Annotated in this window: 20 protein-coding genes and 1 tRNA gene; 3 read left to right on the top strand and 18 right to left on the bottom strand. The window is 69.2% G+C overall.

The annotated features are described in order from the left end of the window. Positions 1–18: 18 nt before the first annotated feature. Positions 19–2,280 (bottom strand): ribonuclease R, encoded by a 2,262-nt coding sequence (rnr, locus tag JI746_RS05595; protein ID WP_201687830.1) that lies wholly within the window; start codon positions 2,278–2,280, stop codon positions 19–21. Between the two features lie 18 nt (positions 2,281–2,298). Between rnr and JI746_RS05590 the strand changes: the two genes are divergently transcribed. After that, a tRNA-Leu gene (locus tag JI746_RS05590) sits at positions 2,299–2,383 on the top strand. Between the two features lie 232 nt (positions 2,384–2,615). Here the strand turns inward: JI746_RS05590 and rimO are convergent. Continuing rightward, positions 2,616–4,022: a 30S ribosomal protein S12 methylthiotransferase RimO gene (rimO, locus tag JI746_RS05585; protein WP_201687829.1), complete on the bottom strand. Its 1,407-nt coding sequence runs from the start codon at positions 4,020–4,022 to the stop codon at positions 2,616–2,618. A 28-nt stretch (positions 4,023–4,050) separates the two neighbouring features. Further along, a complete protein-coding gene (gene phaR, locus JI746_RS05580) occupies positions 4,051–4,578 on the bottom strand; it encodes a polyhydroxyalkanoate synthesis repressor PhaR (RefSeq protein ID WP_201687828.1) in 528 nt (175 codons plus the stop codon). A 294-nt stretch (positions 4,579–4,872) separates the two neighbouring features. On the opposite strand from phaR, the gene JI746_RS05575 reads away from it, so the two are divergent. After that, complete coding sequence (locus JI746_RS05575) at positions 4,873–5,070, top strand: hypothetical protein (protein WP_201687827.1); 198 nt, start codon at positions 4,873–4,875, stop codon at positions 5,068–5,070. A gap of 24 nt (positions 5,071–5,094) precedes the next feature. On the opposite strand, the gene JI746_RS05570 is transcribed toward JI746_RS05575, so the two are convergent. Both JI746_RS05570 and JI746_RS05565 read right to left on the bottom strand, forming a co-directional pair. Beyond that, positions 5,095–6,204, bottom strand: a complete 1,110-nt coding sequence (locus tag JI746_RS05570) for a PAS domain-containing sensor histidine kinase (RefSeq protein ID WP_201687826.1) — start codon at positions 6,202–6,204, stop codon at positions 5,095–5,097. Positions 6,205–6,267: 63 nt separating this feature from the next. Further along, entirely contained in the window at positions 6,268–6,945 is a 678-nt protein-coding gene (locus tag JI746_RS05565) for a TetR/AcrR family transcriptional regulator (RefSeq protein ID WP_201687825.1), read from the bottom strand. 70 nt (positions 6,946–7,015) lie between these two features. On the opposite strand from JI746_RS05565, the gene JI746_RS05560 reads away from it, so the two are divergent. Further along, the gene (locus JI746_RS05560; protein ID WP_201687824.1) at positions 7,016–8,638 is read left to right on the top strand and encodes a 4-hydroxyphenylacetate 3-hydroxylase family protein; all 1,623 of its coding nucleotides are present in this window, start codon (positions 7,016–7,018) and stop codon (positions 8,636–8,638) included. Here JI746_RS05560 and JI746_RS05555 read toward each other — a convergent pair. The 13 genes from JI746_RS05555 to JI746_RS05495 all read right to left on the bottom strand — a co-directional run bounded on the left by JI746_RS05555 (position 8,613) and on the right by JI746_RS05495 (position 21,020). After that, the gene (locus JI746_RS05555) at positions 8,613–9,875 is read right to left on the bottom strand and encodes a 3-isopropylmalate dehydratase large subunit (RefSeq protein ID WP_201687823.1); all 1,263 of its coding nucleotides are present in this window, start codon (positions 9,873–9,875) and stop codon (positions 8,613–8,615) included. The two genes, JI746_RS05560 and JI746_RS05555, sit on opposite strands and share 26 nt — an antisense overlap. Then, the gene (locus JI746_RS05550; protein ID WP_201687822.1) at positions 9,872–10,369 is read right to left on the bottom strand and encodes a LeuD/DmdB family oxidoreductase small subunit; all 498 of its coding nucleotides are present in this window, start codon (positions 10,367–10,369) and stop codon (positions 9,872–9,874) included. The genes JI746_RS05555 and JI746_RS05550 overlap by 4 nt, the downstream gene beginning before the upstream one ends. A gap of 5 nt (positions 10,370–10,374) precedes the next feature. After that, complete coding sequence (locus JI746_RS05545) at positions 10,375–11,103, bottom strand: nitroreductase (RefSeq protein WP_330892950.1); 729 nt, start codon at positions 11,101–11,103, stop codon at positions 10,375–10,377. A gap of 17 nt (positions 11,104–11,120) precedes the next feature. Then, positions 11,121–11,981 carry a hypothetical protein gene (locus JI746_RS05540; protein WP_201687820.1) on the bottom strand — a complete coding sequence of 287 codons (861 nt, stop codon included), beginning with the start codon at positions 11,979–11,981 and terminating at the stop codon, positions 11,121–11,123. Next, the gene (locus tag JI746_RS05535; protein WP_201687819.1) at positions 11,974–12,744 is read right to left on the bottom strand and encodes an ABC transporter ATP-binding protein; all 771 of its coding nucleotides are present in this window, start codon (positions 12,742–12,744) and stop codon (positions 11,974–11,976) included. Before JI746_RS05535 ends, JI746_RS05540 begins: the two co-directional genes overlap by 8 nt. A gap of 11 nt (positions 12,745–12,755) precedes the next feature. Continuing rightward, a complete protein-coding gene (locus tag JI746_RS05530; protein WP_201687818.1) occupies positions 12,756–13,925 on the bottom strand; it encodes an amino acid ABC transporter substrate-binding protein in 1,170 nt (389 codons plus the stop codon). Between the two features lie 38 nt (positions 13,926–13,963). Then, on the bottom strand, positions 13,964–14,923 hold the full coding sequence (locus JI746_RS05525) for a beta/alpha barrel domain-containing protein (protein ID WP_201687817.1): 960 nt from the start codon (positions 14,921–14,923) through the stop codon (positions 13,964–13,966). 19 nt (positions 14,924–14,942) lie between these two features. Next, a complete protein-coding gene (locus JI746_RS05520; protein ID WP_201688171.1) occupies positions 14,943–15,653 on the bottom strand; it encodes an ABC transporter ATP-binding protein in 711 nt (236 codons plus the stop codon). A gap of 85 nt (positions 15,654–15,738) precedes the next feature. Continuing rightward, the gene (locus JI746_RS05515) at positions 15,739–16,746 is read right to left on the bottom strand and encodes a branched-chain amino acid ABC transporter permease (protein ID WP_201687816.1); all 1,008 of its coding nucleotides are present in this window, start codon (positions 16,744–16,746) and stop codon (positions 15,739–15,741) included. Continuing rightward, positions 16,743–17,606 carry a branched-chain amino acid ABC transporter permease gene (locus tag JI746_RS05510; RefSeq protein ID WP_201687815.1) on the bottom strand — a complete coding sequence of 288 codons (864 nt, stop codon included), beginning with the start codon at positions 17,604–17,606 and terminating at the stop codon, positions 16,743–16,745. The genes JI746_RS05515 and JI746_RS05510 overlap by 4 nt, the downstream gene beginning before the upstream one ends. A gap of 22 nt (positions 17,607–17,628) precedes the next feature. After that, positions 17,629–18,840: a CaiB/BaiF CoA transferase family protein gene (locus JI746_RS05505; protein ID WP_201687814.1), complete on the bottom strand. Its 1,212-nt coding sequence runs from the start codon at positions 18,838–18,840 to the stop codon at positions 17,629–17,631. Between the two features lie 31 nt (positions 18,841–18,871). After that, positions 18,872–19,753: an HpcH/HpaI aldolase/citrate lyase family protein gene (locus JI746_RS05500; RefSeq protein WP_201687813.1), complete on the bottom strand. Its 882-nt coding sequence runs from the start codon at positions 19,751–19,753 to the stop codon at positions 18,872–18,874. A gap of 7 nt (positions 19,754–19,760) precedes the next feature. Further along, positions 19,761–21,020, bottom strand: coding sequence for a CaiB/BaiF CoA transferase family protein (locus JI746_RS05495; RefSeq protein WP_201687812.1), 1,260 nt, complete (start codon positions 21,018–21,020; stop codon positions 19,761–19,763). Between the last annotated feature and the right edge of the window lie 60 nt (positions 21,021–21,080).

The following is a 21,080-nucleotide window of genomic DNA, read 5'->3' as shown; positions in this document are numbered from 1 at the left end:
CCCTGCGTGAGTTGCGCGCTAGCGGCGGCTCTTGCGCGCGGTGCGCGCCTTTGCCGCCGCCTTCTTGGCGACGGACTTTACCGCGTCGAGCGGCGACTTGGCCTGCTTGCCGGCCGCGGCCTTCTTGGCGGCGCGCTTGGCCGAGGCCTTGACCGGCACGCCCTCGCTGCGGCCGGACACGCCCTTGTCCTTCATGGCGCGGGCCATGAACTCCTCGTCCTCGCGCACCAGGCGGAAGTCGATCTTGCGGCCGTCCAGGTCGACGCGGCTCACCTGCACCCGCAGCCGCGTGCCGATGGCATAGCGGATGCCGGTGCGCTCGCCGCGCAGTTCCTGCCGGGCCTCGTCGAACTTGAAGTACTCGCCCCCCAGCTCGGTGATGTGCACCAGCCCTTCGACGTACAGCGCATCGAGCGTGACGAAGATGCCGAAGCTCGTCGCCGCCGTGACGGTGCCGGAGTACTCCTCGCCGAGGTGGTCGCGCATGAACTTGCACTTCAGCCAGGCCTCGACGTCGCGGCTCGCCTCGTCGGCGCGGCGCTCGTTGGCGCTGCAATGCAGGCCGGCGGCTTCCCAGGCCTGCACCTCGCGCGACGACGCCGGCGGCTTCTTCGGCTTGTGCATCGCCTTGCCGTGCGCCAGCCGCCGCGCCAGCTTCTCGTGGGCCTCGCCCGGCGTCGGCAGGACGGGCAGTTGGTAGCGCTCGCGCGCCAGGATCGCCTTGATCACGCGGTGCACCAGCAGGTCCGGGTAGCGGCGGATCGGGCTCGTGAAGTGCGTGTAGGCCTCGTACGCGAGGCCGAAGTGGCCGCTGTTGATCGGCGTGTAGATCGCCTGCTGCATGGAGCGCAGCAGCATGGTGTGGATCTGCTGCGCGTCCGGCCGGTCCTTTGTGGCTTCGGCGATCTTCTGGAAGTCGCCGGGCTTCGGGTCGTCGCCGATCGTCATGCCGACGCCGACCGCCTTCAGGTAGTTGCGCAGCAGTTCCTGCTTTTCCGGCGTCGGCCCCTCGTGCACCCGGTACAGGCCGGGATGCTCGCCCTGCTGGATGAAATCCGCCGCGCACACGTTGGCTGCCAGCATGGACTCCTCGATCAGGCGGTGGGCGTCGTTGCGCGTGCGCGGGACGATCTGCTCGATGCGGCCGTTCTCGTCGCAGATGATCTGCGTCTCGGTGGTCTCGAAGTCCACCGCGCCGCGCACGCTGCGCGCCTTGAGCAAGGCCCGATAGACGTCGTGCAGGTTGAGGAAATGCGGAACGAGCTCCTTGCGCCGCGTCGCTTCGGGGCCGCGCGTGTTGGCTAGGATCGCCGCGACCTCGGTGTAGGTCATGCGGGCGTGGCTGTACATCACCGCCGGATAGAACTGGTAGGCGTGGATGTCGCCGGCGCCGGTGACCAGCATGTCGCACACCATGCACAGGCGGTCCACTTGCGGGTTGAGCGAACACAGCCCGTTCGACAGCTTCTCCGGCAGCATCGGGATCACCCGGCGCGGGAAATAGACGCTGGTGGCGCGGTCGTACGCATCGATGTCGATCGCGCTGCCGGTCTCCACGTAGTGGCTCACGTCGGCGATCGCAACCAGCAGGCGCCAGCCCTTGCCGCGGCCCACCTTGGCGGGCTCGCAATACACGGCGTCGTCGAAGTCGCGCGCATCTTCGCCGTCGATGGTGACCAGCGGCACGTCCGTGAGGTCCACGCGCTTCCTGCGATCGGCCGTGCGCACCTTGTCCGGCAGCGAGCGCGCCTGCGCGATACACCCTTCGGAGAACTCGTGCGGCACGCCGTACTTGCGCACGGCGATCTCGATCTCCATGCCGGGATCGTCGATCTCGCCCAGCACTTCCTTGACGCGGCCCACTGGCTGCCCGTAAAGGCTGGGCGGCTCCGTGAGTTCCACGACCACCACCTGGCCCGGCTTGGCCGTGCCCGTCGCGCCCTTGGGGATCAGCACGTCCTGGCCGTAGCGCTTGTCCTCGGGGGCGACCAGCCAGACGCCGCTTTCGTGCAGCAGGCGGCCGATGATCGGATGCGGCGGCCGCTCGATGATCTCGACGACGCGGCCTTCCGGCCGGCCCCGGCGGTCCTGGCGCACGATGCGCGCGCGCACGCGGTCGCGGTGCAGCACCGCGCGCATCTCGTTGGGGGGGAGATAGATGTCGACCTCGCCGTCGTCGCGGACCACGTAGCCGTGGCCGTCGCGGTGTCCCTGGATCACGCCCTCGATCTCATCGAGGAGCCCGGCGCCGTTGTTTCGCTCTGCGTTTTTGATATACAATCTTTTTTTTCCTGAAATGCCCAGGTGGCGGAATTGGTAGACGCACTAGTTTCAGGTACTAGCGGGTAACTCCGTGGAGGTTCGAGTCCTCTCCTGGGCACCAAACATCTCAAAAAAGCCGGCTGAAGCCGGCTTTTTCGTTCTGGGCTCCAGGTTCGGGTCGTCTTGCACGCCAACTCGCGAACCATCGAGCATGATAAGGCCGCCGCTGGCAGCCATGTTGTCTTTGTAGGCGGGTGCTGGAACGAAGCGCAAGCCCGGCGATGCGCGAAGAAGCGCTGGGGTTCCCTGCGCTTCGCGCGTCACCGCCAGCCTACGGGAGAGGCGCTGCCCCCTCAGACCGGCTCTGCCACCAGGTCATGACCGTCGGTGGCCACGATCCTCGCCCTCGTGAATTCGCCCACCGCCAGGCGCTTGCTCAGCTTTTGCGGCGGCAGCAGCTTCACCGTGCCGTCGATCTCCGGCGCATCCGCATAAGAACGGCCCACACCGCCCTTGCGCCCCAGGGGCGGCGCGGAATCCACCAGCACCTGCATGTCGGCGCCGACGCGCCGCTGCAGCCGCGCCGCCGACACTTCCTCGGCCACCGCCATGAAGCGCGCGCGGCGTTCCTCGCGCAGCTCCTGCGGCAGCATGCCGCCCAGTTCGTTAGCCGCGGCGCCTTCCACCGGGCTGTAGGCGAAGCAGCCCGCGCGGTCGATCTGCGCTTCGCGCAGGAAGTCCAGCAGGTGCTGGAACTCCGCCTCCGTCTCGCCGGGGAAACCGGCGATGAAGGTGCTGCGGATCACGAGCTCGGGGCACATCTCGCGCCAGCGGGCGATGCGCTCCAGGTTCTTCTCCCCGCTGGCGGGGCGCTTCATCCGGCGCAGCACGTCGGGGTGGCTGTGCTGGAACGGCACATCGAGGTAGGGCAGCACCCTGCCTTGGGCCATCAGCGGGATGACCTCGTCGACATGGGGATACGGATACACGTAATGCAGCCGCACCCAGGCGCCGTGCGGCTCGGCGAGTTCGCCCAGGGCCTGCACGAGTTCCAGCATGCGCGTGCGCACCGGACGGCCATCGAAGAAGCCGGTGCGGTACTTGACGTCCACGCCGTAGGCGGAGGTGTCCTGGCTCACCACCAGCAGTTCCTTCACGCCGCCCTCGAACAGCGCCTTCGCTTCCTTGAGCACGTCGCCGATCGGGCGGCTCACCAGGTCGCCGCGCAGCGAAGGGATGATGCAGAAGGTGCAGCGGTGGTTGCAGCCCTCGCTGATCTTCAGGTAGGCGTAGTGCTTCGGCGTGAGCTTGATGCCCGCCGGCGGCACCAGGTCGATGAAGGGATCGTGCGGCTTGGGCAGGTGGGCATGCACCGCATCCATCACTTCCTGCGTGGCATGCGGGCCCGTGACGGCCAGCACCGAGGGATGGACCTGCGCCACCATGTTGCCGCCCGCCTCGCCCTTGCGCGCGCCGAGGCAGCCGGTGACGATCACCTTGCCGTTGGTGGACAGCGCCTCGCCGATCGTGTCGAGGCTTTCGCGGACGGCATCGTCGATGAAGCCGCAGGTGTTGACGATCACCAGGTCCGCACCTTCGAAGGTCTTGGACGTGGTGTAGCCCTCGGCGCTCAGCTGGGTGAGGATCAGTTCGGAGTCGGTCAGGGCCTTCGGGCAGCCGAGGCTGACGAAGCCCACCTTGGGAGCGGCAGGAGCCGTCGAGGCAGAAAGGGGAGTGTCCGGGGCGGCAATGTCGCTCATCCCCGTATTGTCCCTGAAGCGCAAAGACCTATTTCTTGATGCCGAATGCGCCCAGCATCTGCTCGGTGTTCTTCTGCATCTGCTCCTGCATCGACTCGAACATCGTCTTCGACTGGCTGGCGTAATTGCCCATGAGGCCCAGCGGATTGGGCATGTTCATGAACTGGGTCCACATCTCGGGCGTGAAATTCTTCGTCTGTTCGGCCAGCTGCGCCTGCAGGTCGGTGAAGGCTTGGACGTTCTTCTCGAGGTAGCTGCCCATGAACCCCTGGGCCGCATGGCCGTAGAAACGGATGATGTTGGCCAGCGCGGCCTCGCTGAACATCGGGGCGCCGCCCGCTTCCTCTTCCAGGATGATCTGCAGCAGGATGCTGCGCGTGAGGTCCTCGTTCGTCTTCGCGTCGCGCACCACGAAGGGCTGCGCGTCCATCACCAGCTGCTTGACCTCGGTGAGCGTGATGTAGGTGGACGTGTCGGTATCGTAGAGTCGCCGGTTCGGGTACTTCTTGATGATGCGCTGCGCCGGCTTGGCGCCGCTGGCTTTCTTGCTCGTCACGAACAGGACTCCTCTGGGCGGGTCTGGCGCCCGCGCTGTTGACTATTGCGTCGCAGCATTGTAAGGAGCAGCCCTTCCGCACATGGGCGGATCAACCCTTATCCAGCTCCATGCTGCAGGCCGGCCTGTACGACAAGGGTTCGCACACCGCTGCCGCCCCGTCGCGCGCTCCGTGAAATTTCGCCGGTGAAAACCCGTGCGGGACCAGCGTTGCGCCCTCGTCCTACAGACCTGTTCCGGGGTGCATTCCAAGCTGCAGGCGTCCCTGCCTCCTGCCTGTCTGGCCATCCCGCCATGCCCCTCACACAGCAGCTCACTGAACAGGCCGAGCGAGAAAAGCTCGAGTTCGAGGCCACCCTGCCGCCCACCGGCAGCCGCTCGGGCCAGGGCGCGAGCAGCGTGCTGCCGTACCTCACGCGCACCCGCGAATCCACGCCGACGGGCCGCGAGGAACAGGCGGCCGGCAAGGCGTCGGAACGGCCCGCCGGCTGATCGCCCACGCGACAGGGGGCCCGGTCAGGCGGCGACCCGCTCCGCCGCCCCGTTGCGCGGCAGGACCAGGCGGAACGTCGTTGCGCCACCCGAGCAGTCCACCTCCAGGCCGCCTCCGTGCGCCACGGCGATCGCCTTGGCGATGAAAAGCCCGAGTCCGAGCCCCTGTCCGCGCCCGCCGTGGTGGCGACCGGATCGGAAGGGTTCGAAGATGCGAGGCAGCACCTCGCTGGGAATGGCCCCTTCGTTGTGCACTTCGACGGCGACGCGCTGCGCGTCCCCGGTCAGGCGCAGGCGCACCGGCGAGCCGGGCTTGCCATGCTGGACGGCGTTCGACGTGAGGTTGGAGATCGCCTGCAGGATGCGATGCTCGTCCCACGCCCCGAGGCCATCGGCTTCGCAGTCGAAGGTGATCTGCCGGTCGGTGGCAATGGCGCGGACCTCGTCGATGATGTGCTGGCACATGGAACGCATGTCCGTCGGCTTGCGGTCGACGGAGATGCCGGTGCCTTCGCGCTCGCGCGACAGATCCAGCAGGTCCCCGACGATGTGCTGGATGCGACCGACGGCCCGGCCGACGGACTCGGCCTGCCGTTTCGCCGGCCCGCCCGGCTCCGCGGTCCGGGAGAGGACGTGCGCTGCCAGCTGGATGGTGTTCAGCGGATCGCGGATGTCGTGGCTCACGATGGCGAGGATCCAGCGTTCGAAATCGCGCGCGAGCGCCAGCTGCTCGCGGGTGTGCTGCTGCTGGGTATCCTGGGCCCTGCGGCGCTCGTCCACATCGACGCAGCTGCCGATGTAGCCGGCGAAGACGCCGCTGTCGTCGCTGTACGGCACGCCGCGATCGAAGATCCAGCGGAAGACGCCGTCCTTGCGGCGAAGGCGGTATTCCATCTCGAACGGCTCACGCCGGTGGAAGTGGGCGAGGTAGTGCGCCACGCAGCGCTGGAAGTCCTCCGGATGCACCCCTTCGGCCCAGCCGTCGCCCATTTCCTGGGCCATCGTGCGTCCGGTGTACTGCAGCCAGGTCTCGTTGAAATAGTCGCACTTGGCGTCGACGCCCGCACGCCAGACCATCACCGGAGAATGCTCGATGAGCAGCCGGTATTCCGTGGACGTGAGCACCCGGTCCATCGCGGCAATATGCCACGCGCCGCCTCGCACCGGCAGCAGCATTTCCCCGAAGGCCGGCGGCCGCTATGAGGGCGCCCGCGCCCGGCGCGGGGCCGCCCTGGCGACCATCTGCTCGAGATAGGCGTCGAACAACTCCTGCGATCCCTGGTTGAACATGCGGATGCGGCCCGTGTGGCTCAGGACCAGCAGCCCCACGCAGTGGGCGAACAGCGCCGTCACCTCCTGCAAGGCGAGTTCCGGGCGCATGCCCAGGCCGGCCAATGCGTCCTCGGTCGGCTGCAGCGCGCTGCGCAACTGGCGGTTCAGCGCCTCGTTCAGCTGCGGCGTCAGGCCGCGCGGTTGCAGGCCCTGGAAGACATAGAAGCCCAGGTCCAGGTCGCGCGGGTTCTCGCGGTAGAAGTCGAAGAAGGCCTTCGCCGTCGCGCGCACGAGCGCCGCCCCCGATGCCGCCGTGCCGTCGCGCGCTGCGGCGACGTGCGCGTTCAGGCGCTGCAGCGACTCGCCCAGCAGCGCGGCATAGACCTCTTCCTTGCTGGCGAAGTAGCTGTAGATGGCGCCCGGCGTGTAGCCCGCGCGCTGGGCGATCTCCCGGATGCTCGTGCCGTCGAGCCCGAGCTCGAAGAACGCGGCCCGCGCGGCATCGAGGATGTGGGCGCGGCGCTGGTCCGTCATGGCCTTCTGGCGGGCTGCGCGGGCGCGCGCGGCCGCCGGCGGACCGGAGCTTCGGCGGGGCGATGTCATGCGTCATCTTAATCGTTGATCGAAACATTGAACAGTGTTCAAATCAAGGCTTGCCAAGCACAGGAGGCCCATGAACATCGCCGATGCCGCGCCGACGCGCGCGAACCTCATGACGGGCGCCGAGTACCGCGAATCGCTGCGCCGGTACCGCCCCGTCGTCTACGTGGACGGACGCCGGGTGGAAAGCGTCGCCGACGAACCGGCGCTGCAGCCGGGCGTCAACGCCCTCGCCTACACCTACGATTTCGCGCGCGACCCCGCCATGGCGCCGATCGCGCTGGCCACCCAGTCGCGCCGGCACCGCGTGGTCAACCGCATGCTGCACGTCAACGATGCGGCCGGCGACCTCCTGAACAAGCTGGAAGCGGTGCGCGTGCTGTGCCAGGAAACGGGCTGCGCGCAGCGCTACCTGGCCCACGACGCCCTCAACGGCATCGCGCAGGCGGTGGCGCACATCGACGACGCGCGCGGCAGCACCGAGCTGCGCGCGCGCTTCGAGGCCTACCTGGCCGACGTGCAGGAACGCGACCTCTCGCTCGGCATCGCCATGACGGACGCCAAGGGGGACCGCAGCAAGCGGCCCCACGAGCAGGGCAACCCCGACACCTACGTGCACGTGGTCGACCGCACGGCCAAGGGCATCGTCCTGAGCGGCACCAAGGCGATCGTGACCGGCGCACCCTACATGCACGAACTGCTGGTCATGCCGGGGCGCAACATGGGACGCGAGGACGCGGATTTCGCCGTCTGCTGCGCCCTCCCCATCGACGCGCCCGGCGTGACCATCGTCTCGCGCCCCGCGGGCCGGCCCGGCGAGAAGCTGGAACACGGCGACGCCCTGTTCTCGCGCAAGTACGGCCAGGCCACCGCCGTCGTCCTGTTCGACCGCGTGCTGGTGCCCTGGGAGCGCGTGTTCTTCGACGCCGAGTGGGAACACAGCCACGTGCTGACCTACAGCTACGCCACGCATCACCGCCACAGCTGCATCGCGGCGCGCGCCGGCTTCGGCGACCTGCTGATCGGCGCTGCCGCCCTCATGTGCGAAGCCAACGGCCTGGACCCCGGCAGCAAGAGCAACCTGCGCGAGCCCATGGTGGAACTGATCAAGATCGTGGAGGGCTTCTATGCCTGCGGCGTGGCCGCCAGCGTGTACGCGACGCAGGACCCGCACACCGGCAGCTTCATGCCCGACCCGGTGTTCAGCAACATCGGCAAGCTGCTGCTGGCCACGCAGATCTACGACATGCACCGCCTCGCGCACGAGGTCTCGGGCGGGCTGATCGTCGCCCTGCCCGGCCCCGACGAGGACCACAATCCGGCCACCGCGGCGAAGCTGTCCGAAGTGCTGCGCGCCAACCCCGACGTGCCGTACGACAAGCGCATCGAGGTGGCCCGCTTCATGGAGGACCTCACCGCGTCCTACCAGGGCGGCTGGTACTCCCTGATCAGCCTGCATGGCGGCGGCTCCCCGGCGGCGATGAAGCAGGAGATCTGGCGCAACTACCCGGTGGGCAACAAGGTCGAACTGGTGGAGCGGCTGCTCGAACGCGGTGCGCTGCACCAGCCGGAGCGCGCCATCACGCGCAACCGCCAGCCGGGGCGCTGCTGCGATACCGGCTGCACCGTGCCGGGGCAGCCGGTGATGGTGCCGCTGCCCGAGTTGCCCTCTAAAGGACCGCGCGGGGATCGGTGATCGTGCCCCTGAGCGCGCTGGCTGCGACGGTGGCCGGCGAGCCCAGGTAGACCAGCGCGTCGCGGTGGCCCATGCGGCCCAGGAAGTTGCGGCTCGAGGAGGAGATGCAGACTTCCTCGGCCGCCAGCACGCCCTGGTGCATGCCGGCGCAGGCGCCGCAGCCCGGCGTGGTGATCGTGGCGCCGGCGTCCAGCAGCACCTGCAGCACGCCCGACTGCATCGCCCGCGAATACACCTGGCGCGAGGCCGGCGTGACCACCATGCGCACGCCCGACGCGACCCGCTTTCCCTTCAGGATCGCCGCCGCCTGCTCCAGGTCTTCGAGCCGGCCGTTGGTGCAGGTGCCCAGGAAGGCCTGGTGGATGCGCGTGCCGGCGAACTGCGCCGCCGGATGCACGTTGTCGACCTTGCTGGGGGCGGAGACCAGCGGTTCCACCGTCGACAGGTCGAAGCGGTGCTGCACGCGGTAGCTGGCGCCGGGGTCGGGCCCCGGCATCTCGCCAGCGTCGATCCCGAGCGCCTCGAAGTGCGCGCGCGTGACCGCGTCGCCCGGCACCACGGCGAACTTCGCGCCCATCTCGATGCCCATGTTGCACAGGGTCATGCGCTCGGGGATGGACAGGCCGGCCAGCGCCGGGCCGTGGTACTCGATCGCGTTGTAGATCGCCCCGCGCGCGGTGAGCCGCGCCAGGATGGACAGCACGAGATCCTTGGCGCAGGTGCCGGCCGGCAACGTGCCTTCGAGGTCGATGCGGATGCTCTCCGGCACCCGGAACCACAGCTTGCCGTGCGCCCACAGCGACGCCATCTCGGCGCCGCCGATGCCGCAGCCCAGCGCGCCCACCGCACCGATGGTGATCGTGTGCGAATCCATGTTGGTGAGCATCTGCCCGGGCAGGACCATGCCGCTTTCCACGGCCACCTGGTGCGAGATGCCCGCGCCGACGTCGAACAGGCGCTCGCGCGGCAGCCCGAAGCGCTCGAACAGCTGGCGGCCGATGCGGTGCATCTGCGCGTGCAGCGGCGTGTCGGCGGGCGCGTAGTGGTCGTAGAACAGCGCGATGCGGTCCGGGCGCGCCAGCTTCTCCACGCCGTAGCGCCGGAAATTCTGGTCGATCAGGCCGATGCCGTCGTCGAGGGCAAAGGTCCAGTCCGGCGCGATCTCCACCATCTCGCCGGCGCGCACCGCGCGGCCGGCCAGGCGCCCCATCACCTTCTCTGCCAGGGTCGCGTTCATGCGTTCGCTCCGGTCATGCCGGTCTTCGCGGCCCACAGGCCGCCGGCGGCGAGGATCTCCAGCACGGGCCCGGGCAGCGGCGGGAAGGCGTGGCCGGCGCCGGCCACGCGCGCCTGGCCGGCGCGCAGGTCGACCTGCACGGCATCGCCGTCGCGCACCGCGCCGGCGAGTTCCTCGTTCATCACGACGGCCAGCCCGTTGTTGACTGCGTTGCGGAAGAAGATGCGCGAAAACGACTTGGCAACGACCAGCCGCACGCCGGCACCGAGCATGGCCGTCACCGCGTGCTCGCGCGAGGAGCCGCAGCCGAAGTTCCAGCCGGCAGCGATCACGCCACCGGCCATCACCTGCTCGCGCACGGCCTCGCCCAGCGGCTCGAACAGGTGCCGCGCCTGGTCCTGCGGCCGCAGCACGGCGAGGTAGCGCGCGGGGAAGATGATGTCGGTGTCGACGTCGTCGCCGAGCACGGTGGCCGTGCCCTCGAATTGCACCATGCCGCTCATTCCTCGAACCCTTCGAAGCGGGCGAACTGCCCGGGCGCCGCGCGCTCGGTGCGCAGCCGGTTGACGGGAGCGTCGGAGTCGGCGTGGCCCAGCGCCATGCCGCAGATGATGATCTCGTTGTCGGGGATGCCCAGCAGCGGCCGCAGGATGCGGTGGAAGTCCGCGAACGCGGCCTGCGGGCAGGTATCGAGCCCGTGGCCGCGCGCCGCCACCGCCAGGCTGCCGAGGAAGATGCCGAGATCGAGCCAGCTGCCGATCTCCATGTCCTCGTCGAGCGTGAACATCATGCCCACCGGGGCGCCGAAGAAGTCGTAGTTCTGGCGCCGCTGCGCCTCGGTGCGCGCGAAGTCACCCTTGGGGATCCCCAGCAGGCCGTACATGTCCCAGCCGATCTTGCGCCGCCGCCCCAGGTAGGGCTCGCGCCATTGCTGCGGGTAGTAGTTCCACTCGCGCTTGTGCTCGCCGGCCCGGCCGGCGTCGAGGGCGGCCCAGATCTCGCGCGTGATCCGCTGGCGCAGCGCGCCGGAGAACACGTGCACCTTCCACGGCTGGATGTTGCTGCCGCTCGGGCTGCGGCTGGCCAGGGCCAGCAGTTCCTCCACCTCGGTGCGCGGCACCGGCGTCGGCAGGAAGGCTCGCACCGAGCGGCGGGTGCGCAGGGCCTGGTCGGCGCTCAGGCGCACCGCATCGCTGCAGGGCCGCTTGGAAGAAAGGGTGCTGTCCACGCGGGACTCTCCTTGGCTCATGGGGATGCCGGCGGCAGCGCGCCGCGCAGCAGGTTGCCGATCACCACCATTTCCGGGATGCGGGGGCTGAACTGGGTGATGGCGGCTTGCAGGCAGCGCGCCTCGGCACCGGCAGGCGCGGGGTGCGACGTGGAAGCCGGCAGTTGCGCCGCGAGCGTCGCCGCGGCATCGTCCACCTGCTGCCGCAACCTGGCGGCCGTCGCATCGATCGCCTCAAATTCGGGCGGCACCACGACGGTCGCCAGCCCCAGGAAGGACGGCCAGTGCGCCAGGTGCCGGTACAGGCTGGGCCACAGCGGGGACGGCGCGTCGGTGCGGCCACGATCGGTGAGCAGCAGCGCCGCGGCGCGGACGGCCGGCGGCATCGCCTGCGGATCCACCATCGGCGGCAGCGAAGAGATGGCCGCCGGCGGCTGCCAGTCCTGCGGCGGCACGCCGCTGCTGGCGGGGGGTGCTCCGCCGGCGAGCCGCAGCGACAGGCAACGCACGGCCACGATGTTCACCGGGTTGGCGCGGTTGTAGGCATCGAGCACCTGCGCGATCGCGCGCTGGTCTGCTTCCACGATGCCGACGGCGCGCAGCGCCGCGACGGGAAGGACGGGCTGTCGGGGCACGCGCGCACGGCTGGCGAGCTGCCAGGCCGCCTGCTGCACGGCCCCCGCGCGCAGCGCCGGCTCCAGCACGCTCCAGGCCCACTCCAGCGCCCCGGGAATGGTGGCCAGGTGGCGGTAGATCAAAGCAACCATCGGCACCGCCGACAGCCGCCGGATCTCCGCGTAGATGTGCCGCTGCTCGCCGGTGGCGAGCGCTTCGGGCAGTTCGTCGAGCAGCGCGACGGCTTGCGTGGGTTCAGGCATCCGCTTCCTCGGGCAGCAGGTGGATGTCCTCCGGCACCTGGCCGAGGAACAGCCGCTTGACGTTCTCGTTCTCCACCAGTTCGGCCGCGGCGCCGGAATAGACCACCTGGCCCAGGTGCATCACGTAGCCGAAGTCGGACACCGCGAGCGCGCGCGAAGCCTTCTGCTCCACCATCACCACGGTCAGCCCTTCGTCGCGCAGGGCGTGCAGCTTCTCGAACACGATCTCCACGAACTTCGGCGACAGGCCCAGCGAGGGTTCGTCCAGGATGATCGTGCGCGGGCTGGCCATCAGCGCGCGGGCGATGGCCAGCATCTGCTGCTCGCCGCCGCTCATGGTTCCCGCGAGCTGGCCGAAGCGCTGCGCGAGCACCGGGAACAGCTGCGTGACGCGCTGTATCGCCGCTTCGATGCGCCCGCGGTCGCCCTTGAGGATGTGCGCGCCGATCTCGAGGTTGTCGTGCACCGTCATCTCGGGCACGACCACGCGACCCTGGGGCACATAACCGATGCCGCGGTGCACCCGCCGCCACGCAGGCTCGCGGGTGATGTCCACGCCGTCGGCCAGCACCTTGCCCTTCCAGGCCGGCAGCAGGCCGGCGGCGGCCTTGATCACCGTGGACTTGCCGGCACCGTTGGAGCCGATGATGGTGGTAATCAGGCGCGCCGGGAAGCGCATGGTGGCGTTCCTGACGACGGCCACGTCGCCGTAGCCGGTCGTCAGCTCCTGCACCTCGAGCGGTGGGGACTTGCCGCTGTCCATGGGTCGTCCGCTCAGCGCGCGGCGGCCGCCAGCGGCAGCTTGGCGTCGGCCGTCTTCAGTTCCTCGGGCCACACGATCTCGCGCTTGCCGTCCTGCACCTGCACCAGCAGGCCGCGGATGCCCAGCTGCATGCCGGTCTTCGGGTCCACCTCGTGCTTGCCCATGATGGTGTCCATCTTCAGTGTGGTCAGCACGTTGCGCAGCTTCTCCTGGTCGAAGGAACCGGCCTTCTTCACGGCGGCTTCCAGCACGCTCACCGCGGTGTAGCCGAAGGAGGAGTAGTAGCCCGGCTCGTAGTGGTAGCGCCCGCTGAAGTTCTTCACGAACTCGGCGTTGCCGGCGGTCTTGAGCGAGGGCTCGTACAGCGACATGCCGATCGCGCCTTCGGCGTCCTTGCCGGCGGCCTTGATGTAGTCCTCCTGCGCCACGCCGTTGTGCACGAAGATCTTCGGCATGTAGTTCGAGGCGCGGAACTGGCGCGTCATCTCGATCGCCTCGTTCGGATAGCCCACCGAAACCCACAGGTCCGGCTTGCTCTGGCGGGCGCGCGCGATCTGCGAGGAAAAGTCCACGTTGCCGGACGGGAAGTACTCGTCCATCACCATCTCGACGCCGTTCTTCTGGGCCATGCCCTTCACGACCTTTTCCATGTCGCGCGCCGCGGAGTAGTCGCGCGCGACGAAGGCCATGCTCTTGACGTTGTACTTCTTCATCAACGGGTCGATGCCGTCCACGTAGGCCGAGATGCGCGCCGCCGTCTGGAAGATGTACTTGAAGCCGCGCTGCTGGATGGACTCGGACGCGCCGCCGCCGTTGATCATCACGCGCTTGTGCTTCTCGGCGACGGCCGTCGCGGTGGCGGTCTGCGCCGAGCCGATGGTGGAGATCAGGAGATCCACCTTGTCATTGGTGATCAGGCGCTCGTACAGGCGCGCCGACGTGGCGGGGTCGGAGCGGTCGTCGTAGACGACGAACTCCACTTTCTTGCCCAGCAGGCCGCCGCGCGCGTTCACCTCGTCGCGCCACAGCTCCACGCCGCGCCAGTAGTGCGTGGCGGAGTCGGCGAGGTTGCCGGTCTGCGACAGCGCAATGCCGATGCGCACGGTGTCCTGTGCCTGGGCGAAGGAGGGAGCGGCGATCGCCGTCGCGGCGGCGAGGGAAGCGAACCAGAGCTTGTTCATGGGGTCTCCAGGAAGGGTTGGACGGGGAAGGGACAGGTTCAGGCGGTCTGCGGATTGCGCGGATGGTGGCGGCCCTGCTCCAGCAGTTCCGCGCGGGTGCCGACCTGGGCCGCATGGCTGCGCGCCTCGATGCCGAGCATGGCGGCGATGTCACGCGCGGCCGCCACCGCTTCCTCGGGCGCGACGCCGGTGCGCACGCCCATGGCCTCGAACATGCACACCAGGTCCTCGGTCGGCAGGTTGCCCACCGAAGCCACGCTGGTGGGCATCGCGATGCCGCCGCCGATGCCGCAGATCGAGCCTTCGATGAAGCTGGCACCGGCGTCCACGGCGGCCAGCACGTTGGCCGTGGCGCAACCGGACAGGTTGTGCACGTGGTAGCCGACTTCGCAGTCGGGCAGTTCGCGGGCGATGCGGCGGAACAGCGATCCCACCTGCGCGGGGTCCTCCATCCCCATCGAGCCCGCCACGTAGAAACGGCGGATGCCGCCCTCGCGCAGCTGGCGCAGCACGCCCAGCGTCTTGTCCTCGGGGATCGCGCCCTCGTAGGCGCACCACATGGCCACGCCGACGGCCATCACGAAGCCCACGCCCGCCTGGTCGGCGAGCCGGAAACAGCGGATGCCCTGGTCGATGGCCTCGGGCAGCGACATGTTCTGGTTCTTGCGCAGGTAGGTCTCGCTGACGGTGATCAGCCCCAGCAGTTCGTCGAGCCTGGAGTCGAGCGCGCGTTCGGCGCCGCGTGCGTTGGGCACCAGCGCCCGGTACACGGTGCCGGGGCGGCGCTCGATGCGCGCGCAGACCTCCTCCGCGTCCTTGAGGTTGGGGATCACGCTGTTGCGCACGAAACCCGTCACCTCGATGACCGGAAAGCCGGCCCGCGAGAGCCGGTCGATCATGGCGATCTTGACGTCGGTCTCTATCCACCGGTCCAGGCTTTGCAAGCCGTCGCGGGGGCCGACTTCACTCAGGGTGATGCGTTCAGGCAGGTTCAGCAAGGCAGGTTTCCTCCGTCGTTCAGAAATACGCGTCCAGCACCCGGGGGTCGTCGCGCACCCGCTCGGGCGGGCCGCTGGCGATCACGCTGCCTTCGGCCAGCACGTAGACGAGGTCGCATTCCGACAGGACGATGCGCATCTCGTGGTCGATGAAGAACACCGTGAGGCCCCGGGCGCACAGCGCCCTCAGGTGCTCCACGATGCGGTTCTGCAGCCGCGGGTTGATGCCCGCGAAGGGCTCGTCCAGCAGCATGATCACCGGCTGCAGCATGAGCGCCCGGGCGATCTCCACCAGCTTGCGCTGGCCGTAGGAGAGCTCCGAGCCCCACTTGTCCGCGATGGCAGTGATCTCCAGGAACTCCAGCAGTTCGCGCGCGCGCTTGACCGCCGCGCGGTCGTCCACGCCGTGCGCGACCGCCACCAGGTTCTCCATCACCGTCATCTCGGCGAACAGCCGGCTGATCTGGAAGGTGCGGCCCACGCCGCGGCGGCAGATCTCCGCCGCCGAGGCGCCGGTCACGTCCTGCCCCCGGATCCACACCCGCCCGCCGTTGGGCGCCAGCGTGCCGGCGATGATGTTGAACAGGGTGGACTTGCCGGAGCCATTGGGCCCGATCACGCCCGTGATCGAGCCGCGCTTGACCGTCAAGCTCGCCTCGTTCAGCGCCACGCGGCCCGCGAAGCGCTTGGAGACCTTCTCCGCCACCAGGATGTCGTCGCTTGCGCTCACTGGCCTACCCTCCTGTCGTCGCCGCGGAGGCGGGGACCCGGGGCCTTCTGGATTCCCGCCTGCGCGGGAATGACGGGTTTGACGCTCATGCTTCGGCCCTCTTCACGTCCTCTGCCAGCACCAGCGCCGGCGCTTCCTTGATGGCGCGGCTGTCCTCGCGGGCGAGCTGCCGCAGCAGGCCGCGGCCGGGAGGCAGCCAGCCCTTCTTCATCGCCAGGTTGACGATGCCGCGCGGCATGAACAGCACCGCCAGCAGGATCAGCGTGCCGACGATCGCGAGGTAGCCCTCGGGAAAGCGCGCCCACAGCAACTCGTTGACCACCGACAGCACCACGGCACCCACCAGCGGGCCGAACACCGTGCCCATGCCGCCCAGCAGCACGATGGCGATGGTGGTGAGCTCCATGACGGGCGAGAACGCGGTGGGCGGGTCGATGAAGCCGAGGTAGGTCGCGTACAGCGCCCCGACCGCCGCCGGCGCGATGGCCGAGACGACGAAGGTGCCGACCTTCAGCCGCGTGGTGCGCACGCCCAGCGCGTCGGCCGCCTCCTCGTCCTCGCGGATCGCCAGCAGCTTCAGCCCGAGCCGCGAGTTGTCGAGACGCCAGGTCGCGATCATCATGACCAGCGCCAGCGCCACCAGCGCGAAGTACACGGGCCTGAGGTTCGACAGCGGCGTCAGGTACAGGCCGGTGCCGCCCTGCGTGAGCGAGTCGAACCCGAGCACGAAGGATTCCAGCACCCGCGCCAGGCCGAACATGCCGATGGCGAAGTACGGGCCGCGCAGGCGCAGCATCGCCATGCCCAGCGGCACCGCCAGCAGCACACCCACGAGCGCGGCGATCGGCGCCGCGAAGTACCAGGCCATGCCCAGCTTGGTCACCAGCAGCGCGCCGGTGTAGCCGCCCAGGCCGAAGAAGCAGACCTGGCCGAAGTGCGTGTAGCCGGTGTAGCCGCCGATCAGGTTCCACGAGTACGCGAGGATGACGAACACCAGCATCTGGATGGTGAACGACAGCGCGTACTCGGTGCCCCAGAAAGGCACGGTGAGCGCCAGCGCGCCGACGGCAAGGAAGATGGCCAGCGGCTTCATGTGCGCGCTCCCACGCCCAGCAGCCCGCGCGGCCGCACGAGCAGCACCGCCAGCATCAGCAGGAACAGCAGCGCCGAACCGATCACCGCGCCGGTGAAATAGCCGCCGACCACCTCGATGACGCCGAGCAGCAGTGCCGCGGCGATGGCGCCGGGGTAGCTGCCCATGCCGCCGACGATGATGACGGCGAAGGCCTTGATCAGGAAACGCGCACCGAGCTGCGGGTCGGAGGCGAAGGTCGGGGCCATCAGCACGCCGGCCAGGCCCGCCATGCCGGCGCCGATCGCAAAGGTGGCGTTGCGCACGAAATCGAGCGAGATGCCGGAGATCTCCGCCAGCTCCGGCGCCTGCGAGACCGAGCGCACGGCCCGGCCGAAGCGCGTCTTCTCCAGCGCCCACCACACCGCCAGGCTGGTGCCGAGCGCGACCAGGAAGGCGACGAGGCGCGAGACCGAGACGTTCACCCCGAGCAGCTGCACCGAGCCCTCCAGCACGCCGGGCAGGCCCTTGTAGCCGCCGCCCCAGGTGAGGATGGCGCCGTTCACCAGGATGGTGGAGATGGCGTAGGTGGCCAGCAGCGTCATGATCATCGGCGCGTTCGTCAGCCGCTGCAGCACCAGCCGGTACATCACCAGCCCGAGGGCGGCGGTGAACAGCGGCACCAGCAGCACCGCGGCCCAGAACGGGAACGCATAGCCGGCGACCAACGACACGGTGCTCAGGGCGCCGATCGCCAGCAGCTCGCCGTGCGCGAAGTTGATGACGCGCATCACCCCGAAGATGAGGTTGAGGCCGCATGCCATGAGGGCATACAGGCCGCCGAGGAGCAGGCCCCCGACCAGGAGCTCGGACACAGGCATCGTGGCTTTCCTTTCCGCGGCCTCAGATCACGCCTTCGGTGGAGAGCCGGCGCAGGTCGTCGTCGCTGAGGCCCAGCCGGCCCTTGAAGACCTCGTCGTTGTGTTCGCCCAGGCGCGGGCCCAGCCACTTGACGCTGCCGGGGGTGTCCGACAGCCGCGGCACCAGGTTCGGGATCGGAAGTTCGCCGACGCGCTCGTCCTGCATCTTCAGGATGTTGCCGCGCGCGGCGTACTGCGGGTCCTCGAAGATCTCGTCGATCGAGTAGATCGGGCCGCAGGGCACCTGGGCTTCCTCGCAGATGCGCAGCACTTCCGCGCGGTCGTGGCGCGAGGTCCATGCGGTCACGTGCTCGTCGACCTGCGGGCGATCGCGCTCGCGGTTCTTCAGCAGCAGCCAGTCCTCGGGCGCGGGCATGCCCGACTTCGCCATCGCAGCCGCCAGGCGTTCGTAGATCTTGTCGTTGGTGCAGGCGATCGCGATCCAGCGACCGTCCTTCGTCGGATAGTGGCTGTGCGGCACCACGTTGACGGTGGCCGGCCCCATGCGCTGGCGCACGTAGCCCTTGTACGCGTAGGCCGGCGCGAGCTCGTCGAGGATGCGGAAGATCGGCTCGTACAGGCCGATGTCCACCATCTGGCCGCGGCCGGTCCGCTCGCGCGCCTTCAGCGCCAGCATGGCGCCCATCGCACCGTACATGCCGGCCATGTAGTCGGGGATGGTGGCCGAGCCGGGGGTCACCGGCGGCCGGTCGGGATAGCCGGCCAGGAAGGCCAGGCCGCCGAAGGCGTTGGCAATGCGGCCGAACCCGGGGCGGTCGCGGTAAGGGCCGGTCTGGCCGTAGCCGGAGATCCGCACCATGACGAGGCGCGGATTGATTTCCTGGAGCGTGTCCCAGCCCAGGCCCCATTTTTCCAGCGTTCCCGGCTGGAAGTTCTCGACCAGCACGTCGACTTCCTTGACCAGGCGCTTCATCAGGCGCCCACCTTCCGGCGTGCGCATGTCGAGGGTGATGGACTTCTTGTTGCGGCACTCGGACAGCCAGGGCAGCGAATCGCCGTTCTCGGTGATGGTGCCGAAGCGGCGCAGCGCGTCGCCCGTCTTGGGCAGTTCGATCTTCCACACCTCGGCGCCGAACTCGGCCAGCTGGGTGGAGCAGAACGGACCGGCCAGGTAGCTCGAGACGTCCAGGATGCGGATGTCGTCGAGGGGCTGGAGGGCGGGATCATTCAGCATGGGGACTCCGTGGAATTGCGTGGCGGGCGGTTCAGTGCGGGCGCGCCGCCTGGGTGATCGCGTCGGCGCGCTCGATCAGGCGCTGCGCGCGATACACGATCGGGTAGTCGACGAACTGGCCGTCGACCTGGATGGCGGCGAGGCCGTCGCGTTCGGCCTGCGCGAAGGCGTCGAGCACGCGACGGGCGTGCGACAGCTCCGAGTCGGTGGGGCGGAAGCACTCGTTGACCACCGGCACCTGGTCCGGGTGGATGCACAGCTTGCCCTGGAAGCCCAGGGCCTTGGCGCGCTGCACCGAGCGGGCGAAACCCTCGCGGTCGTTGAGCGACACCCACACGGTGTCGATCGGCGGCTCCAGGCCGGCGGCGCGCGACTGCGCGACCAGCGTACTGCGGTAGGGCAGCAGCTCGGTTTCGTCGGCCGACCAGGTGATGCCCAGGTCCAGCGTGAAGTCGCCGGCACCGAAGGAGAGGCGGCGCGTGCGTTTCGCCGCGCGGGCGATCTCCGCGATGTTGCAGTAGCCCGCGGCCGTCTCGATGATCGGCACCAGGTCGATGCTGCCTTCGGGCAGGCCGTGCTCGCGTTCCAGCGCGCCCAGCAGCCACTCGCCCGTCTGCAGGTCGGCGGCGGACTCCACCTTGGGCAGCACGATGCCGTCGACGCCCTTGGCGACCACCGCCACGAAGTCGCCGTGGCTCCACTGCGTGCCGAGTGCGTTGACGCGCACGTAGCCGCGGCAGGGCCGGGGGCGCCCCAGCGCCTCGACGACGATGGCGCGCGTGGCGACCTTCTCGGAATTGGCCACCGCGTCCTCGAGGTCGAGGATCACGGCGTCGGCGCCGAGCGTGAGGCATTTCTCCACCCGGCGCGGATGGTTGCCCGGGGCGAACAGGAAGCTGCGAAAGACCGGCATGGGACTCCTAGGATCGGGTGGCCGATGCGCCCTGCGGCGCGCCGGGGTCGATGTCGTGCCGCACCAGTTCCTCCTCGGTGAACCCGAGCTGGTCGATGAGCACTTCGCGGTTGTGCTGGCCCAGGCGCGGGCCGGTGTGGCGGATGGCGCCCGGCGTGCGGGAGAGCTTGCCGACGACGTTCTGCATGCGCAGCGGCGCGCCCAGTTCGTCATCGGGCAGCGAGACGATGTTCTCGCGCGCGGCCACGTGCTCGTCCTGCAGCACGTCCTCCACGTTGTTCACGGGGGAAATCGCCGCCTCCAGGGCGACGAACCGGCGCATCAGCTCGTCGCGGTCGAAGCGGCTGATCGCCGCCTGCAGCGCCTCGTCGAGCGCGTCGACGTTCTTCAGCCGCGCGCGGTTGTCGGCGAAGCGCGGATCGCGCGGCAGTTCCGGGATCTCCAGCGCGGTGCAGATGCGCTCGAAGATCGACTGCGCGCTGCCGCCCACCGAGATGAACTTCTCGTCCCGGGTGCGGTAGATGTTGCGCGGCGCCGTGAACGGCAGGCGCGAGCCGGCACGCTCCTGGATGATCCCGAGCTGGTCGTAGTTGACGACCTGCGGGCCCAGCAAGGTGAGCAGCGTCTCGTAGAGCGCGAGGTCGATCACCTGCCCCTGCCCGCTGCGGCGCTTCTCGTGCAGCGCGACCGAAGCGAGGTAGGCCGCCATGAGGCCGGTGGTGGCATCGGCCAGGCCGAAGCCGGGCAGCAGCGGCGGGCCTCCGGGCACGCCGGAGATGTACACGTAGCCGGCGTACGCCTCGGCGATGGTGCCGAAGCCGGGGCGCTTGCCGTTCGGCCCGGTCTGGCCGAAGCCGGTGACGCGCAGCACGATCAGGCCGGGGTTGATCTCGCGCAGCACGTCGGGACCCAGGCCCCACTTCTCGATGGTGCCGGGGCGGTAGTTCTCCACCAGGATGTCGGCGTCCTTCACGAGCCGCTTGACCACCTCGACGCCGAAGGGCGTGCGCAGGTCCGCCGTCACCGACTTCTTGCCGCGGTTGACGGCCTTGTAGTAGAGGCCGACGCCGTTCTTCACCTCGCCCCAGCGCCGCACTTCGTCGCCGAGGCCGGGACGCTCCACCTTGATGACATCGGCGCCGAAGTCCGCGAGGAACATCGAGGCGAGGGGCGCCGCGAGGAAGTTGGAGATGTCGACGACCCGGGTGCCCGCGAGGGGCTGGGAGGACGGGCCTTGGCTCGTTCCGGGATCCTGGTTGCTGCTCACGCCGCGTTTGCTCCTGGTGAGACCCAGCCCGTGGCGTCTTGCCGACGCCGACGCGGGAGG

The sequence above is a fragment of the Ramlibacter alkalitolerans genome, assembly GCF_016722765.1.
In the GTDB taxonomy this organism is placed as follows: Bacteria; Pseudomonadota; Gammaproteobacteria; order Burkholderiales; family Burkholderiaceae_C; genus Ramlibacter; species Ramlibacter alkalitolerans.
Note: the sequence above shows the minus strand (reverse complement) of the source record. Positions and strands in the feature narration are given on the sequence as shown.